At 70.7% G+C, this 21,819-nt stretch carries 18 protein-coding genes; 11 read left to right on the top strand and 7 right to left on the bottom strand.

The genetic code is table 11. From position 1 onward, the window contains the following. Positions 1–164: 164 nt before the first annotated feature. The 3 genes from ACFWPA_RS06940 to ACFWPA_RS06930 all read left to right on the top strand — a co-directional run bounded on the left by ACFWPA_RS06940 (position 165) and on the right by ACFWPA_RS06930 (position 2,485). On the top strand, positions 165–692 hold the full coding sequence (locus ACFWPA_RS06940; RefSeq protein WP_378569901.1) for an MmpS family transport accessory protein: 528 nt from the start codon (positions 165–167) through the stop codon (positions 690–692). Positions 693–749: 57 nt separating this feature from the next. Next, a complete protein-coding gene (locus tag ACFWPA_RS06935) occupies positions 750–1,787 on the top strand; it encodes a DNA polymerase IV (RefSeq protein ID WP_378569900.1) in 1,038 nt (345 codons plus the stop codon). 95 nt (positions 1,788–1,882) lie between these two features. Beyond that, positions 1,883–2,485: a transglutaminase family protein gene (locus tag ACFWPA_RS06930; RefSeq protein ID WP_378506196.1), complete on the top strand. Its 603-nt coding sequence runs from the start codon at positions 1,883–1,885 to the stop codon at positions 2,483–2,485. 10 nt (positions 2,486–2,495) lie between these two features. Here ACFWPA_RS06930 and ACFWPA_RS06925 read toward each other — a convergent pair whose 3' ends face one another. The 5 genes from ACFWPA_RS06925 to mshA all read right to left on the bottom strand — a co-directional run bounded on the left by ACFWPA_RS06925 (position 2,496) and on the right by mshA (position 7,745). Continuing rightward, positions 2,496–3,347, bottom strand: coding sequence for a 3-hydroxyacyl-CoA dehydrogenase (locus tag ACFWPA_RS06925; protein WP_378506195.1), 852 nt, complete (start codon positions 3,345–3,347; stop codon positions 2,496–2,498). A gap of 25 nt (positions 3,348–3,372) precedes the next feature. Next, on the bottom strand, positions 3,373–4,008 hold the full coding sequence (locus ACFWPA_RS06920) for a TetR/AcrR family transcriptional regulator (RefSeq protein WP_378506194.1): 636 nt from the start codon (positions 4,006–4,008) through the stop codon (positions 3,373–3,375). Positions 4,009–4,148: 140 nt separating this feature from the next. Beyond that, positions 4,149–5,738, bottom strand: coding sequence for an AMP-binding protein (locus ACFWPA_RS06915; RefSeq protein ID WP_378569899.1), 1,590 nt, complete (start codon positions 5,736–5,738; stop codon positions 4,149–4,151). A 55-nt stretch (positions 5,739–5,793) separates the two neighbouring features. Then, positions 5,794–6,363 carry a YbjN domain-containing protein gene (locus ACFWPA_RS06910; protein ID WP_378506192.1) on the bottom strand — a complete coding sequence of 190 codons (570 nt, stop codon included), beginning with the start codon at positions 6,361–6,363 and terminating at the stop codon, positions 5,794–5,796. Next, positions 6,360–7,745 carry a D-inositol-3-phosphate glycosyltransferase gene (gene mshA, locus ACFWPA_RS06905; RefSeq protein ID WP_378506191.1) on the bottom strand — a complete coding sequence of 462 codons (1,386 nt, stop codon included), beginning with the start codon at positions 7,743–7,745 and terminating at the stop codon, positions 6,360–6,362. Before mshA ends, ACFWPA_RS06910 begins: the two co-directional genes overlap by 4 nt. Before the next feature lie 148 nt (positions 7,746–7,893). Here mshA and ACFWPA_RS06900 point away from each other — a divergent pair, with 148 nt between their 5' ends. The 6 genes from ACFWPA_RS06900 to ACFWPA_RS06875 all read left to right on the top strand — a co-directional run bounded on the left by ACFWPA_RS06900 (position 7,894) and on the right by ACFWPA_RS06875 (position 17,036). Continuing rightward, positions 7,894–9,783 (top strand): alkyl/aryl-sulfatase, encoded by a 1,890-nt coding sequence (locus ACFWPA_RS06900; protein ID WP_378506190.1) that lies wholly within the window; start codon positions 7,894–7,896, stop codon positions 9,781–9,783. An 88-nt stretch (positions 9,784–9,871) separates the two neighbouring features. After that, positions 9,872–11,080, top strand: a complete 1,209-nt coding sequence (locus ACFWPA_RS06895) for an NAD-dependent epimerase/dehydratase family protein (protein ID WP_378569898.1) — start codon at positions 9,872–9,874, stop codon at positions 11,078–11,080. Between the two features lie 46 nt (positions 11,081–11,126). After that, complete coding sequence (locus ACFWPA_RS06890; RefSeq protein WP_378506188.1) at positions 11,127–13,067, top strand: hypothetical protein; 1,941 nt, start codon at positions 11,127–11,129, stop codon at positions 13,065–13,067. Beyond that, complete coding sequence (locus ACFWPA_RS06885) at positions 13,064–14,902, top strand: glycosyltransferase (RefSeq protein WP_378506187.1); 1,839 nt, start codon at positions 13,064–13,066, stop codon at positions 14,900–14,902. The genes ACFWPA_RS06890 and ACFWPA_RS06885 overlap by 4 nt, the downstream gene beginning before the upstream one ends. A 104-nt stretch (positions 14,903–15,006) precedes the next feature. Beyond that, on the top strand, positions 15,007–16,164 hold the full coding sequence (locus tag ACFWPA_RS06880; RefSeq protein WP_378569897.1) for an NAD(P)/FAD-dependent oxidoreductase: 1,158 nt from the start codon (positions 15,007–15,009) through the stop codon (positions 16,162–16,164). Next, positions 16,161–17,036 (top strand): RNA polymerase sigma-70 factor, encoded by an 876-nt coding sequence (locus ACFWPA_RS06875; RefSeq protein ID WP_378506185.1) that lies wholly within the window; start codon positions 16,161–16,163, stop codon positions 17,034–17,036. Before ACFWPA_RS06880 ends, ACFWPA_RS06875 begins: the two co-directional genes overlap by 4 nt. A gap of 19 nt (positions 17,037–17,055) precedes the next feature. Here ACFWPA_RS06875 and ACFWPA_RS06870 read toward each other — a convergent pair whose 3' ends face one another. After that, on the bottom strand, positions 17,056–17,877 hold the full coding sequence (locus ACFWPA_RS06870; protein ID WP_378569896.1) for an alpha/beta fold hydrolase: 822 nt from the start codon (positions 17,875–17,877) through the stop codon (positions 17,056–17,058). A gap of 48 nt (positions 17,878–17,925) precedes the next feature. Continuing rightward, complete coding sequence (locus ACFWPA_RS06865; RefSeq protein ID WP_378506183.1) at positions 17,926–19,314, bottom strand: cation:dicarboxylate symporter family transporter; 1,389 nt, start codon at positions 19,312–19,314, stop codon at positions 17,926–17,928. 206 nt (positions 19,315–19,520) lie between these two features. Between ACFWPA_RS06865 and ACFWPA_RS06860 the strand changes: the two genes are divergently transcribed. Both ACFWPA_RS06860 and ACFWPA_RS06855 read left to right on the top strand, forming a co-directional pair. Next, the gene (locus ACFWPA_RS06860; protein WP_378569895.1) at positions 19,521–21,077 is read left to right on the top strand and encodes an ATP-binding protein; all 1,557 of its coding nucleotides are present in this window, start codon (positions 19,521–19,523) and stop codon (positions 21,075–21,077) included. After that, positions 21,074–21,781, top strand: a complete 708-nt coding sequence (locus ACFWPA_RS06855; RefSeq protein ID WP_378569894.1) for a response regulator — start codon at positions 21,074–21,076, stop codon at positions 21,779–21,781. Before ACFWPA_RS06860 ends, ACFWPA_RS06855 begins: the two co-directional genes overlap by 4 nt. The last annotated feature ends 38 nt before the right edge of the window (positions 21,782–21,819 follow it).

The following is a 21,819-nucleotide window of genomic DNA, read 5'->3' as shown; positions in this document are numbered from 1 at the left end:
GGACTCCTCCCCCGGCATCCGCCGACCGGGGACCGTAGGTGTCGTTTCGATCTCGGATGCGCGGCGGGCGACATCTGCTCCGGTGCAGACAGTTTCGAACGTGGGATCCTGTGCAGGTCAGCGCCGGCACCGCCCCGGGCCGGTCTTCGACCCGAGGAGCGCCCATGTCCGTTCCCCCGCAAGGCCCGCAGCAGCCCGGCCAGGACCCAACTGCTGGCGGGCAGCCGGGCCAATACCCCCAGCCCGGCCAGTACCCCCCGCCCGGTTACTACCAGCAGCCACAACCCCCCAAGCGCAAGAAGTGGCCGTGGATCCTCGGCGGAATCATCCTGGTGTGTGTCCTGGCATTCGGGGGCTGCATGGCTCTGTTCGGCAGTGCCGTGAACGAAATCGACAAGGAGTTCAACGAGTCCGTCGGCATCACCTACGAGGTGACGAGCGACGGCCCGACGGCGAGCAACATCACTTACACCAGTGGGGATTCCGCGAACACCGCGCAGGACAACGGTGCCGCGCTGCCATGGAGTCGCCAGGTGACGGTATCCGGGCTCAAGATCGCGTCCCTCACCGCCCAGGCCGACGCGAGCGCGACAACGATCACCTGCACGATCCGCCAGGACGGCACGGTAATCAGCGAACAGACCTCGACCGGGCAGTTCGCCGTCGTGTCCTGCTCGGGGACGGCCGAGTAGGCCCCGGTCGGCAGGGCGGACCGGGCGGCCGCGCGCTGACGGGCGCAGACTGAGCCGATGGGCACCTGGGTGCTGCACGTCGACCTCGACCAGTTTGTCGCGGCCGTCGAGGTGCTGCGCCGCCCGGAGCTGCGTGGGCGGCCGGTCGTGGTCGGCGGGCGAGGCGACCCCACCGAACGCGGGGTCGTCTCCACCGCCTCCTACGAGGCACGCGAGTACGGGGTCGGGTCCGGGATGCCGCTGCGGGTCGCGGCCCGCAAACTGGCCGAGGTGCCGGACGCCGTGTTCCTTCCGGTGGACGCCGACGCGTACACGGCGGCGTCGGAGACGGTGATGGCGACGCTGCGCGCGCTCGACGTGGTGGTGCAGGTGCTCGGCTGGGACGAGGCGTTCCTCGGCGCCGAGACCGATGACCCGGAGGCCCTGGCCCGTCGGGTGCAGCACGCCGTGCTCGCGGCGTCGGCGTTGCACTGCTCGGTCGGGATCGGCGACAACACGCTGCGGGCCAAGATCGCGACCGGCTTCGGTAAACCCCGCGGGATGTTCCGGCTGACCGCGGACAACTGGTTCACGGTGATGGGCGACCGGGACACCTCCGCGCTGTGGGGCATCGGCACGAAGACCGCGAAAAAGCTTGCCGCGCTGGGCGTTCACACGGTACGGGAGCTCGCCGTCGCCGACGAGGTCCGGCTCGCCGACGCGCTGGGCCCGACCACCGGACCGTGGCTGGCCCGGCTGGGCCGCGGGCGCGGCTCGACCAGGGTCAGCGACGAGCCGTACATCGCTCGCGGGCACGGCAGGGAGACCACGTTCCAGCACAATCTCGCGGACCGCGCCGACATCGAGGACGCGGTCCGCACCCTGGCCCGGCGGGTGGCGGGCGACGTCCGGGCCGAGGGGCGTCCCGCGACCCGGGTGACGCTCAAGGTGCGCTATGCCCCTTTCGAGACGCACACCAGTTCGCGGGCCCTGCCCGAGCCGACCTTCGACGTTCCGACGATCACCGATGCCGCGCTCGCCCTGACCGAGCGCCTCGATCCGTCCCGCGCGATCCGACTGCTGGGCATCCGCCTCGACATGACCCCTCCCCGGTGACGGCCGCGAGTTGATTGTTTCCCACCGATTCCGCCCGAATCAGCATCAAAACAAACAGCTCGCGCCGCGGGACGGCGCGAGGCTAGGTTCATCGCGTGGCCACACCGATGAACCCCACCCACGTCCCCGACCCCGCGTCCTTCCTCGCCGGGGACGCGATCGTCGAGATCGACCACCCCGCGGTGCTGGCGCTCGGCGACACCCTCCTGGCGCGGTCCACCGACGAGGTCGACTTCGCGCGCCGGGCGTTCGAATGGGTGCGCGACGAGGTCGCGCACTCGTACGACGCGCAGGATCCCCGCGTCACGCTGCTGGCGTCGGAGGTCCTCGCGCAGCGGGTCGGCCTCTGCTACGCCAAGTCGCACCTGCTCGCGGCGGTGCTGCGCGGCAAGGGCGTCCCGACCGCGCTGTGCTATCAGCGCCTCGCGCACGGCGACGGGCACGTCCTGCACGGTCTCGTCGCGGTGCACCTCGGCGGTGCGTGGCATCGGCAGGATCCGCGGGGGAATCGGGAGGACATCTCCGCCGAATTCTCCGTCGACGGGGAACGACTCGCGTGGACGGTCGACCCGACGCTCGGCGAGATCGACTACCCGACGTTCCACCTCGCGCCGGCCGGGGTCGTGGTCGAGGCCCTGCAGCGGACCACCGACGTGCTGTCGATCTACGACGTCGGGCTGCCGTCCGCACTGGCCTGAATGCCGCGAGTCAGTACTTGTAGAAGCCCTCACCGGTGGCGACCCCGAGCTTGCCCTTGTCGATGTAGTTCTCCTTGATGTACTGCGCGAACCGCTGCTGACCGGGCCCGCCCGCCATCGAGATGTTGTATGCGGTGTTCAGGCCGACGACGTCGTAGATCTCGAACGGGCCCGCGGGGGCTCCGGTGCCGATCTTCCAGGTCTTGTCGACCATCTCGGGCTCGGCGATGCCGTCGACGACGAGCTGGCCCGCGGCGGACAGGAACGGCACCAGCAGCGAGTTCAGCAGGTAGCCCGCCTTCTCCTTCTTCATCTCGATCGGCACCATCCCGATCGAGGACGCGAAGTCGGCGACCCGGCGGTACACCTCGGGATCGGTCTCGGTGGTGCCCATCACCTCTGCGGTGTTGTGCGCCCACACCCGGTTGGCGAAGTGCAGCGCGAGGAATTTCGCGGGCCTGCCGGTGAACGCCATCAGGTCGCTCGGCAGCAGCGTCGAGGAGTTGGTCGCGAAGATCGTCTTCTCGGGGGCCACCTCGCCGAGCCGGGTGTAGGTGTCGCGCTTGATGTCGATGTTCTCCGGAATCGCCTCGATCACCAGGTCGGCGTCGGCGACTGCCGCCGCCAGGTCCGCGGAGTAGGTGATCCGGCCCAGCGCGGCGTCGGCCTTGCCGTCGGCTGCGCCGTCGACCTCGGCGCGGTAGGTGTCGGCCAGGCCCGCGAACCGGGACTTCGCGGTCTCCAGAATGTCGTCATTGATGTCGTAGGCGACGACGTCGACGCCGTGATAGGCGGTCTGGTAGGCGATCTGGGAGCCGAGGACGCCTGTCCCCAGCACGGTGACCTTGGTGATGGCGGTCATCTGACCCTTCCTTTCGGGTGCGGTGTCAATCCTGTTGGGCGCGAGCGCGATGGCCCGCGACGATCATGTTCACCTGGCGACGCAGTGCGCCGGAGGCGACGCCGGGCGTGTCCGCTCGGACGACGGGTTGCGCGATCTCCATGTGCAGGACCGCGAAGACGGCGCGCGCGGCGGCGACGGTGTCGTCGTCGTGCCGCCCACCCCCGGCGAGGCAGTCGGCGATCGACGCCTCGAGCCGGGTGACGATCTGCAGGCCAGCGCGGCGGAACGGGGCGTCCGGCGGACCGAACAGCAGGTCCCGCTCGTACGCGACGATGTTCTCGTCGTGGTCGCGGCCGGAGTAGATGACCGGCGCGATCAGCGTCAGCACCCGCTCGACCGGATCCGCGATCCCGGCCGCGTCCGCCTCGCCCCGGGTGACGGCGGCGGCGAACACCTCGTTGTGGACCATCAGCAGCAGTTCGGCCTTCGACGCCGCGTACCGGAACAGGGTGCCGTGCGCGATGTCGGCGCGGTCCGCAACCTGCTGTGTCGTCACGGCCTCGTAGCCGCGCTCGGCGAACAGCTCCTGCGCGGCAAGGCGAATCCGGGTCTGCTTCTCGGCCTTGCCGCGTTCGCGCCGACCGGCTTCCATCGAATCCACCTCCCGAACTTCACTCATTAATGAGTGTACTCCGTTTTGTGGTTCCACACCTCGGCGTGGTCGACGTCACCCCGCCCCCGTACCGAATGGGGCTTTCGGTCACTTGATGTGACCGAAAGCCCCATTCGGTACCGCGCACGCGACGACAGCGCACATGCCTATCCGCGCGCCTCCCCGGCACGCAGATCCTTGCGCAGGATCTTGCCCGCACTGGACTTCGGGACGGTGTCGATGAACTGCACCCGGCGCACCTTCTTGTGCGGCGACACCCGCTCGGCAACGAACGCCATCACCTCGTCCGCGGTCAGCTCGGCGCCGGCCTGCAGCACGACGAACGCCTTCGGCACCTCCTCGCCCTCGGCGTCGCGCACGCCGATCACCGCGGCGTCCGCGATCTGCGGGTGGGTGAGCAGCAGCGACTCCAGCTCGGCGGGCGGCACCTGGTAGCCCTTGTACTTGATGAGCTCCTTGAGCCGGTCCACGATGTACACGTTCAGGTCCGCGTCGACGACCGCGACGTCCCCGGTGTGCAGGTAGCCATCGGCGTCGAGCGTCTCCGCGGTCGCCGCGTCGTTGTTCAGGTAGCCGAGCATCACGTTCGGGCCCTTGACCCACAGCTCGCCGGGCTCGCTGCGCCCCTCGGCGGGGACGGCGATCTCGGCGCCCGTTGCCGGGTCGACGATCTTGTTCTCGGTGTTGGGCAGCGGCTTGCCGATCGAGCTCAGCGACACCTCCAGCTCGTCGACCCCGATGATGTGGCTGACCGGGCTGAGCTCGCTCATCCCGTACCCCTGCAGCACCCGCGTCCCGAGCCGCGCCGCGACCGCGTTGCCGAGTTCCTCGTCGAGGGACGCCGCCCCGGAGACGATGGTGCGCACGCTGGACAGGTCGTGCTCGTCGACCATCGGGTGCTTGGCCAGTGCCAGCGCGACCGGCGGGGCGACGAACACGAAGGTGCACTTCTTCCCGGACACGAGGGTCAGGAACTTCGACAGGTCAAACTTCGCCATCGTGACGAGGCTGGCGCGCTGGTACAGCGACAGGTTCAGCAGCACGGTCAGGCCGTAGATGTGGAAGAACGGCAGCACCGCGAGCACCCGGTCGTCGGCGCGGACCGGGACGGGCAACCCGACCTGGCAGACGTTCGCGACCAGGTTGCGATGGGACAGCTCGACGCCCTTGGGGTTGCCGGTGGTGCCGGACGAGTACGGCAGCACCGCGACCTGGGTGGCGGGGTCGAAGGCGACGGTCGGTGCGGACGCATCCTCGGCGATCAGGTCCGCCAGCGACAGGTGCCCCTCGGCGCCGTCGAGGACGATGACCCGCTCGGCGGGGATGCCGACCTGCTCGGCCGCCGTGACCGCCTGCGCCAGCATCGGCGAGACCGTGAACAGCGCCTTGGCGCCGGAGTCCTTCAGCTGCTTGGCGATGTCGGCGGCGGTGTAGAGCGCGTTGATCGTGGTCGCGGTGCCGCCGCCACGCAGAATGCCATGGAAGGCGACCGCGAACTCGGGCGAGTTCGGCGAGTGCAGGCCGACGACGTCGCCGACGCTCAGGCCGCGGGCCGCGAGCGCGCCGGCGACGGCGTTGATCTTCGCGATCAGCGTCCGGTAGTCGGTTTCCTCGCCGGTGGCGCCGTCGATCAGCGCGACCCGGCCCAGGTCCTGTTCGGTGATCGACCCGAACAGGAAGTCGTAGAGACCGAGGTTCGGGATGTCCACATCGGGGTACGGGCTGGTGAAGCTCACGGAGGCACTCCTCGTCCGGGCGGCGAAACTAAGCGCTCGCTCATGTTCCCCGAACCTACCCCGACGCACCCCGGTCCGCGACGCCAGGCGTGCCCGCACCGGGCCATGGCGCGCCGCCGCCCTCGACGCCGCCACCCTCGACGAGGTGCCGGAACGGCTCCAGATTCTTCAGCGACTCCCCGCGCGAGACCCGCCACTCCCATTCCCGCCGAATCGAACTCGCGAACCCGTGCTCGAGCAGGATGTTGAAGTCGCCATCCGCCGCCTCAAGCACCTGCCCGAGCACCCGATCGAGCTCATCGCCGGTGACCGCGTGGGTGCTGATCCGGCCGACGAGATAGATGTCCCCGATCTTGTCGATCGTGTAGTGCACCCCGTACAGGCGGCGGTTGCGGCGCAGCAGGTACTTGTAGACCCCCTCGAAATTCTCGTCCGGCTTGCGGCACACGAACGCCTCGACCCGCACCCCGTGGTTGCCGACGGTGAGCAGGCAGCTCGTCTTGAGCTTGTGCTCCCCCGGCAGCTCGACGACGAACTGGTGGGGCGCGGGCCGCGAAAACTCGAGGTCGCGGTCGGTCAGGGCCGCCTCGATCAGGGTCGCCGTCTCGTTCACCGCAGTGCTCATGCGCGTACTCCTCCCCGCCGGCGCAGTTTCCACAGGCCGCGGCCGCGCCGCTGGGTGAGGTCGCCGCTGCGCCGATAACCGGCGACCGCCCGGTGATAGCTGTCGAGCAGTCCGTCCGCGGTGTGCTCCCACGAGAAGTTCGCCGCGTGCACCGGCGCGTTCCGCGCGAACGACGCCCGCAGCGCGTCGTCGACCAGCACGGTCCGCAGCGCGTCCGCCCAGTCCCCGGTGTCGTGGCCGGGCACCAGCAGCCCGCTGTGGCCGCTGCGCACGGCGACGCCGAGCCCGCCGACATCGGCCGCGACGACCGGCGTCCCGCTGGCCTGCGCCTCGAGCGCGACCAGGCCGAACGACTCGGAGTAGCTCGGGACCGCGACGACGTCCGACGCCCGGTACACCTGCACCAGGCGGTCCGGCGGCTGCGGCGGCAGGAACGTGACCCGCGCGGAAATGCCGAGCTCGGCGGCCAGGTCGATCAGCGAGTCCGGGCGCTCGAGTCCACTGCCGGACGGCCCACCGACCACCAGCACCCGCACCGGAAGGCCGGGCTCACGCCGGTGCAGTTCCGCTGCGGCCCGCAGCAGCACGTCCGGCGCCTTCAGCGGCTGGATGCGGCCGACGAACGTGACGATCAGCTCGGCGGGGTCGAGGCCGAGTTCGGTGCGGGCGGCGGCGCGGTCCCCCGGCCGGTACCGGCCGAGGTCGGCGCCCGGCGCGACGACGTCGATGCGGTCGCGCTCGGCGCCGTAGATGTCGACGAGCTGCCCCGCCTCCTCGGCGGTGTTGGTGATCAGCCGGTCCGCCTCCGCGACCACCTGCTGCTCACCGATCTGCCGGGCCGCCGGTTCCGGGGTGTCGCCGTCCGCGAGGGACGCGTTCTTCACCGCAGCGAGGGTGTGGGCGGTGTGCACCTGCGGCACCCCCCAGCGGTCCCTGGCCAGCCAGCCGACCTGCCCGGACAGCCAGTAGTGGGAATGGATCAGGTCGTAGTACCCGGGTTCGTGGTGCGCCTCCTCGCGCAGCACGCCAGCGGTGAACGCGCACAGCTGGGTCGGCAGGTCGTGCTTGTCGAGACCCTCGAACGGCCCGGCGACGACATTGCGGACCAGCACGCCGGGCGCCGCCTCCACGACCGGCGCGTCCGCCGACGACGTGGCCCTGGTGAAGATCTCCACCTCGATGCCGCGGCGCGCGAGTTGCAGCGCGCTCTGCAGCACGTAGACGTTCATGCCGCCCGCGTCCCCGGTGCCCGGCTGCGCCAACGGCGAGGTGTGCACCGACAGGACGGCCACCCGTCGAAGTCGATGATTCTGTGCTGGCGTCACGACTCCATCTTGCCCTGTCCCCGCCGACGCCCCGCATCGCACCGCGCGAAGGCTCATCCCCCACGGGTGAAGCACCGTCCCCTTTCCGGTGCCACTGTCGGGTCACGAGGCATCGGCCGTCCAGGCGGTGCCCGGTGTCGCCAAGTAGACCGATCGCTCCGTCCGGTGCAGTCCGCGACGAGCCCGGTCCCGTGGAAGGAGAGCCATGACGGATACCGTGTCGGCAAGCGTGAAGGCCCAGCACGACGACGCACAGCAGCGGTTGCCGTTCGGCGACGAGCAGGACTTCGAGGACGCGAGACGCGGCTTCATTGCGGCGCTCGACCCGGGCGTGGTGAAGAACGACGCCGGCAAGGTTGTCTGGGACAGCGACGCCTTCGGCTTCCTGAACGAGCAGTGCCCGGACACGGTGCACCCGAGCCTGTGGCGGCAGTCGAAACTGTGCGCCATGCAGGGCCTGTTCGAGGTGACCAACGGGATCTATCAGATCCGCGGCCTCGACCTGTCGAACATGACCCTCGTCGAGGGCGACACCGGCGTGATCGTGATCGACCCGTTGATCTCCGCGGAAACCGCCGCCGCCGGGTTGGCGCTGTACCGCGAGCATCGCGGCGATCGACCGGTCACCGGGGTCATCTACACGCACTGCCACATCGACCACTTCGGCGGCGTCAAGGGGGTTACCACCCAGGAGGACGTCGATGCGGGCCGTTGCCCCGTGCTTGCGCCCGCGGGCTTCGTCGAGCACGCGGTCGCCGAGAACGTGTACGCGGGCGCCGCGATGGCGCGCCGATCGGCCTACATGTACGGGGCCGCGCTGCCGCGCGGGCCGCATGGCGCGGTCGGGGCAGGACTCGGACCCACCAACTCGACGGGTACCCCGACGCTGATCGCCCCGACCCTCGACATCACGCACACCGGTCAGACCGAGACCGTCGACGGTGTCCGCATCGAGTTCCAGATGACGCCGGGCACCGAGGCGCCTTCGGAGATGAACTTCCACTTTCCGGATCATCGGGCGCTGTGCATGGCGGAGAACGCCACCCACACGCTGCACAACCTGCTGACGCTGCGCGGCGCGCTGGTGCGTGATCCGCACATTTGGTCGAAGTACCTGACCGAGTCGATCAACAAGTACGCGGCCCGCACCGACGTGGTCTTCGCGTCGCATCACTGGCCGACGTGGGGCACCGAGCGGCTGACCGAGTTCCTTTCCGTGCAGCGCGACCTCTACGGCTATCTGCACGACCAGACGCTGCGTGCAATCAACAAGGGCTCCACGGGGATCGAGTTCGCCGAGGATATCCAGCTGCCGCCCGCGATCGAGCAGTCCTGGCATACGCACGGCTACTACGGGTCGGTCAGCCACAACGTCAAGGCGATCTACCAGCGCTACATGGGTTGGTTCGAGGGCAACCCGGCGACCCTCTGGGAGCACCCCCCGGTCGAGTCCGCGAAGCGCCACGTCGAGTTCATGGGCGGCGCGCAGACGGTCCTGGAGAAGGCACGACAGTCGTTCGCCGAGGGCGACTTCCGCTGGGTCGCGCAGGTGCTCAACTACGTGATCTTCGCCGACCCGACCAACGCCGAGGCCACCGCCCTGCAGGCAGACACCCTTGAGCAGCTCGGCTTCGGCTCGGAAAACGGGACCTGGCGCAACTTCTTCCTGATGGGCGCCTACGAGCTCCGCAACGGCGGAATCGGAACCCCACTCGCCACGAACTCCCCGGACATCGCGGGCGCGCTGACCGTCGAGCAGCTGTTCGACGCCATCGCGCTCCGGCTCGACGGTCCGCGATCCTGGGATGCCGACATCACGATCGACTGGCGGGTCACGGACGCCGACCTCGTGCACCGCAGCCGGCTGCGCAACGGGGTGTTGGTGCACTTCGACGTCGACGGCGAGGTGCCCGCGCCCGACGCCACGTTCACCATCAGCAATGCGGACCTGCATCGCCTCCTGCTCGGCGGGGCGGACCTGAGCGAGCAAATCGCAAGCGGCAGCGTGGCGGTCGAGGGAGACGCCGCGAAGCTGGCCACGTTGGTCGGCTACCTCGACGGACCCGACCCCGATTTCGCCATCGTCACACCGTAATCGCCCGGACCAACTCGGTGAGGCCCTCCCGAAGGAAGGGCCTCACCGCTCGGTCCTGATCGGTTTGCTCACGACGGGAGTGCCTCACATGCGTGTCCTCGTTCTCGGCGGTGACGGGTTCTGCGGCTGGCCGAGTGCCCTGCACCTGTCCGCGCACGGCCACCACGTCACGATCGTCGACAGCGGGGTGCGGCGCCGGATCGATGATGAGCTCGGGGTGCAGTCACTGACCCCGATCCGTCCGCTCGCCGAACGGGTTCGGGCCTGGCACGAGGTCACCGGCAACACCATCGGCACCGTCGCCCTCGATCTGGCCCGCGACTACGACGAGCTGGTCGACCTGCTGACGACCGAACGTCCCGACGCCGTCGTCCATTTCGCCGAGCAGCGGGCCGCCCCGTACTCGATGAAGTCGCCCAGCCACAAGCGGTACACGATCGACAACAATCTGAACGGGACGCACAACCTGCTCGCGGCGGTGGTGCAGACCGGACTCGACGCGCATGTGGTGCACCTGGGCACGATGGGCGTGTACGGCTACGAATCGGTGCCCGTCGACCTGCCGGAGGGCTATTTGACGGTGACCTATCCGGACCGCAACGGCGATCCGCACACCAGGGACATCCTCTATCCCACCCAGCCGGGCAGCGTCTACCACCTGACCAAGTCGTTGGACCAGTTGCTGTTTCAGTTCTATGCCCGCAACGACGGCGTCCGGATCACCGACCTGCACCAGGGCATCGTCTGGGGAACCCAGACCGACGACACCGCCCGCGACGGACGCCTGATCAACCGGTTCGACTACGACGGCGACTACGGCACCGTCCTCAACCGGTTCCTGGTGCAGGCCGCGGTCGGGCATCCGTTGACCGTGCACGGGACCGGCGGCCAGACGCGGGCGTTCATCAACATCCGGGACACCGTCCGCTGCATCCGGTTGGCCGTCGAGTCCGGCTCCGAGGTGTCCGCGTCGCGGGTCCGGGTGATGAACCAGGTCACCGAGACCCATCGGGTAGCGGACCTGGCCGAGCTGGTCGCGGCGACAACCGGGGCGACCGTCGCGTACCTGCCGAATCCGCGGGCGGAGGCCGACGAGAACGACCTCGACGCCCGCAACGATCAGCTGCTCGGCCTTGGCCTGACCCCGACCCGGCTCGCGACCGGACTGCTCACCGAGTCGGTGGACATCGCGCAGAAGTACGCCACCCGGGTCGACACGTCCCGCATCCCGTGCACCTCCGCGTGGAACGACACTCGCAGGGCCGCAACGGGAGAACCCAGCATCGGGCGACGATGACCACCGAGCCTGGCGACGGATCGACGCTGCGGCGGGAAGGACGACGATGAGCAACGACGGCGAGGACACCGGCGGATCGGGCACGTCAGACCACGACAGCAGCGACCGGGACCGGCCGGGCGGGGCGAGCCCCGACGACACCGGACGCTACTTCAAGGGCGAAAAGGGGCGCACCGTCCCGAGATCAGCGTGGTGGGTGCTCGGTGTCGCCCTGGTCCTGCTGGCCGGCTTCATCGTGGTGCGGCCGTCGTGGTTCACCAAGGACGTCGACGACACCAGTCTCGAGGTTCCACCCGAACGCCACTTCGCGAAGACCCTCGCCGGCTCCGGTCACGCCGACGGGGTCTGGCTGACCGACGACTCCCCGTCGACGAGCTATCTGGTGACCCTGCCCGCGGATTCGGGGCGCGACGAGACCCGGCTGCACCTGACCGGGTCCACGCAGGTCGCCGCCGACAGCACCGTCTTCCTGGTGGTGAGCATGGACGGCCAGCAGGTGTCCAAGACGCAACTCGCCACCGGCGACAACCCCCTCGACACCTTCGTCGACGTCCCCGACCAGGCGGCGGGCGACGGCCGGGTCCGCGTTCAGGTGCGGGCCGAGGGCACCCGCCACGACGAGACCTGCACCCCCGATCATTCGGCGGGGATGCAGGTCCACCTCGACCCGGCCAGCGTGCTCGAGGCGGCGCTGGACCAGCCGATCCACACGGTCCGCGATACGGTCGCCTCGTGGGACCGGGCCCTCACCGTCGTCCTCACCGACCGCGGCGATCAATGGCGCACCACGGCAGCATATCTCGGCATGGCATTGACCCGAGCGGGCCACGACGTCAGCTACACGGACAGCCCGCCGGACGGCGACCTGCGCAACACCATCCTGCTCGGCCCGGCCGCCACCCTCACCGAGGCCACCGGATGGCGGCCCGTCGACGGCGACGCGGCCGCCGTCACCGTCGGCCGGATCGACGGCGCACCGGTGCTCGGGCTCGTCGAGCCGCGCGGGGATCTGCTGTCCACCTTCCTCACCGAGCCGACCGTCGCGACGGCCGACTCCGACACCGCCGATCCCCGCGCCGTCACCCCGGCGACGCCCGGCGGCGACCAGGTGCCGCTCGCGTCGCTCGGCGCGGACATGTCGCGGGGCCAGATCACCGAGACCCGGCGCTGGCGGGTCGGATACTCCCTCGCCGACCTCCCCGGTGGCAGGGCGCCGGCATCCGTGCGGGTCGCGGTGCAGCTGCCCGACTCCCCCGACGACCTGACCTGGCTGTTGAATACCGACCTCAACGGCCGCTTCCTCGGCAGTCAGCGGCTCAACGCGACCGGCGGGGTCGCCACGATCGACCTGCCGCCCGCCGACCAACTGCTCGACAACACGCTGACGCTGACCGTGCAGCGCGACCGCGACCTCGGCGGCTGCAACGTGCGGGTGACGAGTTACCCGATCCAGCTGCGCGGCGAATCGGCGCTGCAGTTGGGCGACGATCCGGGTGCCGGGTTCACCGCGCTGCCGCGCCAGTTGGCGCCGGGGTTCGCGGTCTCTCTCCCCGACGCGACCGAGGCGAACGCCGTCGAGCAGCTCAACGCGGTCACTCCCGTCCTCACCGATTTCGTTCCCGCCCAGTACGATCCGGAGTTCCGGTGGGGCGGCCAGCCGGCGCCGGGGCAGCCGTTCATCCTGGTCGGGGACAGTCCCGACGTGGCGCCGCCGGTGCGCCTGGCGGACGGCCGCATCGTCGCGGGCCCGGACCCGACGCCGCTGGACATTTCGGCGTTCGACACCGGCCTGGTCGTCGAGACCGCGACCGGCACCGGCGGCGCCCCCGGACTGGTGGTCCAGTACGCGGGCGACGCCGGGGCCGTCCGGCTGCCCGACTTCGGCCGCGAGTCCGCGCAGATCGTGACCTCGCAGGGCGCCATCGTGGTCAACCCGGACGGCACGATCGCCCCGACCACCCCGGTCCGCCGCGACGCTCCACGATGACCGGGGTGGCACGCCCCAAGGGCGGGGCGATCACCGACCACTTCCGGTCCGTCGACAGCGCCCCGAAGGGCTACGCCGTCGACCGGCCCGCCAGCGCGGCCAACGGATTCCTGATCACGTTCGCGGCGCTCGGCATCCTCGTCATGTGCCTGCGGACCCTGCTGGTCCACACCGTCGACCGGGACCTGCCGCGTGATCTCATCTTCTTCGCGGGCGCCGGGGGGGACGTGGTGTTCCCGCTGCGCATGTTCCTGGTCGTCTTCTTCGTCACCTACGCGGCGTTCGCCTACTCGAACCGCTGGCGGCGGTTGTTCATCGGCGCCGCGCTGCTGGGGAAGTTCGCGGTGTTCTGCACCGTCGTCGACGTCGGCGCCTGGGTGCTGCACGGTTCCGGGATCGTGTCGATCTCCGCGTTCGCGCTGCAGATGCTGTCCGGTCTGGCGGCGCTGGCCCTGTTCCCGCACACCATTCTTCGGCAGGCGCACCTCCCCGATCCGGGTCCGGTGCCGACCAGCCCCGGCACGCCGCGACGGGCGTTCGCGGTGTGGTTCGGCTGCCTGGCGGCGTCGATTCTGGTGACCGCGGTCGCGCTGCACTTCCTGTCCGCGGTCGTGGACGCGTTGAAGGCGTGGGCGATCCTCGGTGGCATCGGCGCAGGCGTCTTCCTGGTCCAGCAGTTGTTCGCGGCCTCGACCGCGTGGTTCGGGGTCCGCGCCCTCGACCGGTCCCGCCGGGCGGGCGCGGGCCATGTCCCACCGGCGGCGATCCTGGTCCCCGCCCACAACGAGGCGCATAGCATCGGCGCCACCATCGCGTCCGTCGACGCGGCCGCCGCGACCTACCCCGGCCGAATCCATCTCTGCGTGGTGAACAACGCCTCCTCCGACGACACCCATGCGGTCGCCCAGCTGGCGATCGACGGATGCGTCAACATCACCGGCGAGGTGCTCGAATGCCCGACCCCCGGCAAGGCGATCGCGCTGAACATGGGCATCGCGCACCTCACCGAGGAGTTCATCGTCCGCATCGACGCCGACACCGTGATCGGCCCTGGCTGCCTGCAGACCGCGATGACCCACTTCGCCGACCCGAATGTCGGGTCCGTCGGCGGCATTCCGATGCCCGCGGAGGAGCGGACGTGGATCGACAAGGTCCGTCTGGTCGAGGTGTACATGCGGCACGGGTTCTTCCAGGTGTCGCTCGACGGCTATCAGGGGGTCCTCGGCGTCCCCGGCATGTTCACCGTGTACCGGCGCAGCACCCTGGTCGAGGTCGGCGGCATGGTCCAGGGGATGAACGGCGAGGACACCGACATCTGCATGCGGTTGACCGCCGCCGGCTATCACAGCATCTCCGACCCGGTTGCGGTGTACCACAGTGAAACTCCGGCGTCGTACGCCCACCTGCGCGAGCAGCGCACCCGCTGGTTCCGCAGCATCTACCACCTCACCGCACGGAATCGCGCGATCCTGTTCGACCGTCGCTCGATGACCGGCACATTCGTCCTGCCGTTTCAGCTGGTGAACGCGGCCCGCCGGGCGATGCTCGGTCCGCTGCTGCTGTTCGCGGTGATCGCGGAGGTCTTCTTCCGCGCGACGTTCACCACGATGCAGTGGCAGCCGGTGGTGGCAACGCTGCTCGGCATGTCGCTGTTCGTGACGCTCGGGGTGTGCCTGTACTGGCAGCCGCGGGCGGTCAAATACATCCCGGGCTACCTGTGCTTCCGGGTGCTGCGCAGCTACTTCACGCTGCTCGCGGCCCTCACCCTCGTCTACCCCCCGATGCGTCCGCGGCTGCCCCGCCTGCCCCGCTCCGGGCGCCGTCCGGCCCGGTAACGGTCCTGGCGCCAACGATTGTGGCGCAGTTCACTGTCACGTCTTCCGCCCGAGCGGTGTCCCAGGTATGAGGATCACTCGAGTCGAGGGAGGACGTGGTGGAGATGAACGGCACGAGGCGGGTCGTGGTCGTCGGGGCGGGGTACGCCGGCGTGATGGCCGCCAACCGGATCGCGGCGGGACGCCCGGAGGCGACCGTGACGGTGGTCAACCCGCGGGACGAGTTCGTCGAGCGGGTGCGACTGCACCAGTACGCCGCCGATTCCGGTGACGCCACCGTGCCGCTGGCGGGGGTGCTGCACCCCGACGTCGTGCTGCGGGTGGGCACGGCTGACCGGATCGAGGATCGCCAATTGCTGCTGACCGACGGCGAGGTGATCGATTTCGACCACCTGATCTACGCGGTCGGCAGCAGCACCGGCGGCGGACCCGACGGCGCCGAGCACGCGTTCGCGGTCGGCGACCTGGAGGACGCGGAGCGGCTGCGCACCCGGCTGCGGGATCTCGACGTGGGGGCGTCGGTGGTGGTGATCGGCGGCGGCCTGACCGGCGTCGAGACGGCGGCGGAGATCGCCGAGCAGCGCCCGGACCTGCGGGTGCGGCTGGTGTCGTCCGGCCCGGTCGCGGCGAGCCTGGCGCCGCGGGGTCGCCGCGCCGTCACCCGCGCCCTGGCCCGGCTCGGGGTCCGGATTGGGGAGGGAGCGCGCGCGACCCGGATCGAGGCCGACCGGGTGCTCCTGGACGACGGCACCGAGTGCGCTTCCGCTGTCGCGGTGTGGGCAGGCGAGTTCCGGGTCCCGGACCTGGCGCGGCGCAGCGGGCTCCCGGTCGACACGCAGGGCCGACTGCGCACCGACGGGGCCCTGGTGGTCCCGGGCCACCCGACGATCGTCGGGGTCGGCGACGCGGTCGCACCGCCGGACAGCGTCGCCGGGCACATCCGGATGAGCTGCCAGGCCGCGATCCCGCTCGGCGCGCACGGCGCCGACACCGTGCTCGCCCTCCTCGACGGCCGCGACCCGGAACCGCTGTCGATGGGCTTTCTGCTGCAATGCGTCAGCCTGGGGCGGCGCGCCGGCGTCGTGCAGTTCGTCCGCACCGACGACAGCCCGCGGCGCTGGGCGCTGCGCGGCCGGACCGGCGCGCGCGTGAAGGAGCAGGTCTGCCGGACCACGCTGCGGTGGATCGGACCCGGCGCGGGCGGGTACCGCTGGCTGCGCGGTCCGCGGCGGGCGCGCGCAGAACAGGGGGCGATGGTGTGAGCGCCGTCGACACGTTCACCGAGTACCGGCCGCTGCTGTTCACGGTCGCGTACGAGATCCTCGGCAGCGCGACCGACGCCGACGACGTGCTGCAGGACAGCTACCTGCGCTGGGCGGAGGTGGACCCGGCGACGGTCGGGAATCCGCGCTCCTACCTCGCGCAGATCGTGACCCGGCAGGCGCTGAACCATCTGCGCACCACCGGGCGCCGCCGGGAGGACTATGTCGGGAGTTGGCTTCCGGAGCCGATCCGCACCGAACCCGATGCGACAGAAGACATTCTGCTCGCCGAGTCGGTGTCGATGGCGATGCTGCTGGTACTCGAGACGCTGAGCCCGGACGAGCGGGCGGTGTTCGTGCTGCGCGAGGTGTTCGGCTTCAGCCACGCCGAGGTCGCGGCGGCGGTGGGCCGCTCCGAGACGGCGGTCCGGCAGACCGCGCACCGCGCCCGGGGTCACGTGCAGGCCCGCCGCCGCCGGTTCGCGCCCACGTCGGCGGACGCGCAGGAGGTGGCCGGGAGGTTCCTCGGCGCAGCGATGTCCGGCGACATTCAGGCGTTGATGGACCTGATGTCGCCGGACGTCGTGGAGATTTCGGACGGCGGCGGCAAGGTCAACGCCGCGCGCAGGCCGGTGCTGGGCCGCGAGCGGGTGGCGCAGTTCATGACCGGGCTCGGCCGGATCGGTGTCCCCGGCATCCGCTTCGAGGCCGGGGTGGTCAACTCGGTGCCGTCGGTGCTGATCTACTCCGGCGACGTGCTCGACACCGTCGCGATGATCGAGGTGTCCGACGGGCTGGTGTCCGCGGTGTACCTGGTGCGCAACCCGGACAAGCTCACCTCGGTGGCACGGTCCCGGGCCCTGTCCCGCTGAGCCGAGGCACCGCGTCGGGTCAGAGCGCGTCGATGAACGCGCTCACCTCGGCGACGAACCGGTCCGGGTCCTCGACGAACGGGCCGTGGTTGCATCCCTCCCAGTAGGAGGCAGTGGCGTTCGGGATCAACTCGGCGGCGTGCCTGCCCGCGGCGACGTCGACGACGGTGTCGTCGGTGCCGTGCAGGATCAGCGCCGGGACGTCGAGCCCCGCGAGCAGGTCGTCGTGGCCGATCTCCCGCCCGAACAGCGCCGCCCGCACCCGCGGCGGGGTGGCGAGGCTGGCCCCGAACAGCGCCTGGGAGGCGACGCCGTGCTCCCCCGGGCCGGTGAGTGCGGTCCCGAAACTGCCGAGCGCCCGGATCGCATCCCGGGGTTCCTCGGACAGTGCCGCGGGCAGCGCGGCGCGCATCGCGGGGCCGACGTGGCCACCCCTCTGGCCCCGTCCGATGCTGGTGATCGCGCCGACCAGGATGATGCCGTCGACGGCGCCGGTGCCGTGCTCGGCGAGGTAGTCGGCGATCACCAGGCCGCCGTAGGACCAGCCGAGGAGAACCGTGTTTCTCTCGATCCCCTCGGCTGCGAGGACGGCGGCGACGTCACCCGCCCAGTTCTTCGGGTCGTCGTACCCGGTGTCGGGGGCACCGGAGTAGCCGTGCCCGCGCAGATCCACCGCGATCACCCGGTACTGCTGTTCCAGCGCGGCCAGCACCGCCGGGCCCCAGCAGGTCATCGACTGCGCCCACCCGTGCAGCAGCACCAGCGGTCGGGCCCCGTCCGGTCCGGTCACCCGATAGGCGAGGGTGGTGCCGTCGATGCCGGTAGCTTCGCGAAGTGCCATGGACGCCATTGTGCGCGAACCCGGCCGGACCGGGTTCGCGCACGTCGGTCAGACCCGGTCCAGCACCCTTGCCGGTGCCCGCTCGGGCAGCGGATCGACGTCCGCGACGACCGGGTTGATCGAGGGGTCCTCGCCGTCGGCGAACGCCTCCTCGTCGAAGGGACGGCGGCCGCCCAGCACCTCGCGGACCTGCCCGCGGTCAACCGTTTTCGTCCAGGTGCCGATCAGCAGGGTGGCGACGGCGTTGCCGGAGAAGTTCGTCACCGCGCGGGCCTCGGACATGAACCGGTCGATGCCGACGATCAGCCCGACGCCGTCGACCAGGTCCGGTCGGTGGCTCTGCAGGCCGCCCGCGAGGGTGGCGAGCCCGGCGCCGGTGACACCGGCGGCGCCCTTCGACGCGACGATCATGAACACCAGCAGCGACAACTGCTCGGTCAGCGCGAGCGGCTGGTTCAACGCGTCGGCGATGAAGATCGCGGCCATGGTCAGGTAGATCGCGGTGCCGTCCAGGTTGAAGGAGTAGCCGGTGGGCACCACCACACCGACGGTGGTCTTCTGCACACCGAGATGCTCCATCTTCGCGATCAGCCGCGGCAGCGCGGACTCCGACGACGACGTCGCGAAGATCAGCAGGTACTCGCGGGCCAGGTAGCGGACGAGCTTGAAGATCGACACGCCGGCGACCGCGCGCAGGACGCTGCCGAGCACACCGAACACGAACACCAGGCAGGTGAGGTAGAAGCCGAGCATCAGCGCGCCCAGTTGGACGACGGCGCCGAGACCGGTCCGGCCGACGACGTTCGCGATCGCACCGAACGCGCCGATCGGCGCGAGCCACAGGATCATCGACAGGACCTTGAACACCAGCTTCTGCACGTGCCCGATGCCGCGCAGGATCGGCTCACCGGCCGCGCCCATCCCCTGCAGGCCGAAGCCGACGAGCAGCGCGATGAACAGTGCCTGCAGCACGCTGCCGTCGGTCAGCGCGGACAGCATCGACGTCGGGATGATCGAGGCGATGAATCCGGCGGTACCGCCCGCGTCGTGCGCCTTGTCCGCGAGCGCCGCGCCGCTGCCCGCCATGTCGGGGGTCAGGCTCAGACCGGAGCCGGGGTCGAGGAGGTTGCCGACGACCAGGCCGATGCCGAGCGCGACCGTCGACATCCCGATGAAGTAGACCAGCGCGAGGCCCCCGATCCGGCCGACGCTCGCCGCCGCCCGCACCGACCCGATGCCCAGCACGATGGTGCAGAAGATGACCGGACCGATCATCATCTTGATCAGGTCGACGAAGGTGGTGCCGAGGATGCCGAGGGACGTGCCCACCTCCGGCGCCTGCCAGCCGACGAGAACCCCGGCGACGACGGCGACGATGACGCCGATGTACAGCCAGTGGGTGCGGTCCCGGCGTGGCGATGCGGTGGAACTGCTCATGGTGGTTGCCTCACTGTGAGTGCGAATCGGAGGAAACCGACGATCCGCGCCCCGCGCGTGTCCGGTGTCACCTCAGCTTCCGACGAACATCCTGGTGCGGGGGCCGCCGCGGGTGAAGGTTGCGTAACTTGTGTTCAGTCGTGAACGTGCTCACCGCCCCGTCCGCACGCGACAATCGACGGGTGGGGCGACGACGTCGGGAACCGATGAGTGTGGCGCGGCAGCTGCTGATCGTGCAGACGGTGGCGCTCGCCGTCGTCGTCCTCGTCGCGGGCGGGCTGTTCGCGGTCGAGGAGCGACGCGACGCGGATGCCGCGACCCGCCTTGCGGTGACGGACGTGGCCGCGACGACCGCACAGATCCCCGCGGTGGCGGCGGACATCGTCGGACCCGACCCGGTCGGAGCGCTGCAGCCGGTCGCCTCCGCGATCCGCGCGGCGACCGGGGTCGACTTCGTCGTCGTGATGGGCCTCGACGAGATCCGGCTCACCCATCCGCGCCCCGACCGGATCGGGCTGCCGTACACGGGGCACACCGAACCGGCGCGGCAGGGCCGGACGTTCACCGAGACGTACACCGGCAGCCTCGGGCCGTCGATCCGGGCGGTCGCGCCGGTGTACGAGGACACCGGCGCCCTCGTCGGGTTCGTGTCGGTGGGGGTGACCCGGCAGAAGAGCTGGGAGCAGTTCCAGAGCAGCCTGCCCGGCCTCCTCGGCATCGTCGCGATCGGCCTCGCCGTGTCGACGGCGGGCGCCGTCCTGGTCAGCAGGCGCTTGCGGACGCAGACCCTCGGGCTGTCCCCCGATCAGCTGCGCCGACTGTACGAGCAGCACGACGCGGTGCTCCGGGCGATCGGCGAGGGCCTGCTGGTGTTCGGCACCTCCGGGGGTGACGGTCCCCGCGTCGACGTGATCAACGACGAGGCCCGGCGGCTGCTCGGCCTGCCCGCGGACGGCCCGGTGTCGATGGACTCGCTGCCGGAGACGGTGCGGGCGCTGGCGGAGGATGGGGACGATGCCCGCGACGAGGTGCATCTGACCGCGGACCGGGTGCTGGTCGTGGGGCGGGACGCGGTGCGCTGGGACGGTCGACGGATCGGGACGGTGGTGACGCTGCGCGATCACACCGAATTGCGGTCCGTGCTCGGCGAACTGGATTCGGTGCGCGGGCTGGCGGAGTCGTTGCAGGCGCAGGCGCACGAGTCGGCGAACCGCCTGCACACCATCATCACGATGGTCGAGCTCGGCAGGCCCGATGAGGCGGTCGCGTTCGCGACCGAGGAGCTCCGGCTCTCCCAGCAGCTGGTGGACCGGGTGACGGCCACCGTCGCCGATCCCGCCCTCGCAGCCCTGCTGATCGGGAAGGTCGATGCCGCGGCCGAGCGCGGTGTCGAGTTGACCGTCACCGACGACACCGCGCTGGCCGCGGTGCCGCTGCGGTCCCGGGACCTGGTGACGGTGGTCGGGAACCTCGTCGACAACGCGATCGACGCGGTGAGCGGGACCGAGGACGCGTGGGTGGAGGTGACGGTGCGGCAGGAGCGGTCGACGGTGGTGATCGAGGTCGCGGACAGCGGACCGGGCATGGATCCGGACACGTTGGCGCGGTCCATGACCCGCGGCTATTCCACCAAATCCGACCACCACGGGTTGGGTCTGGCGCTGGTGGCGCAGACGATCACCCGACGCGGCGGCACCCTCCGCACCGAGCCGTCGCTGGGGTCGCTGGTGGTCGCGGAAATCCCGTTCGGGGGCGCGCCGTGATCCGGGTGCTGATCGTCGAGGACGAACCGCTGATCGCGCAGGCGCACCGCGAGTACCTCGACCGGCTGCCCGGGTTCACGGTGCACGACGTGGTGCACACCGGGAACGCCGCGGTCCGGGTCGCGCAGGCAGCGGCGCGGTCCGCGGAACCGGTGGACCTGGTGCTGCTCGACATCGGGCTGCCCGACGCCAGCGGGCTCGACGTCGCGGCCGCGCTCGGTCTGCTGCGCCCGAACCCCGACATCATCGCCGTCACCTCGGCCCGCGAACTCGATGTGGTGCGGACGGCGGTCGCGCGCGGGGTGGTGCTGTACCTGCTCAAGCCGTTCACGTTCGCCGCGCTGCGCGACAAGCTCGACCACTACGCCGCCTACCGGGCGGCGATCACCGACGCGCGGGGTCCGCTGACCGCGGCGGGCCAACACGACATCGACCGGGCGATGGCCGCACTGCGCGGCACCCCGGCCCCGGTCACCAGCCCGAAAGGCGTTGCGCCCCGGACATTGGACGCGGTCGCGCGGTGTGTCCGCGAGGGCGACGCGCCGCGGACCGCGGCGGAGGTCGGTGCCGCGGTCGGGGTGTCGCGGGTGACGGCCTGGCGCTACCTCGAACGCCTCGCCGATGACGGGGTCCTGGCCCGGCACACCGAGTACGGCCGCACCGGCAGGCCGCAGGTCCGGTATGCGCTCCGCGCCCGCAGCTGACGCCGGATCCGCACAGTCGGGAAGGGTCTGCCCCGCAT

Source organism: Rhodococcus sp. NPDC058505 (genome assembly GCF_042720095.1).
Classification (GTDB): domain Bacteria; phylum Actinomycetota; class Actinomycetes; order Mycobacteriales; family Mycobacteriaceae; genus Rhodococcus_G.
This window is presented reverse-complemented; position numbering and strand designations above follow the sequence as displayed.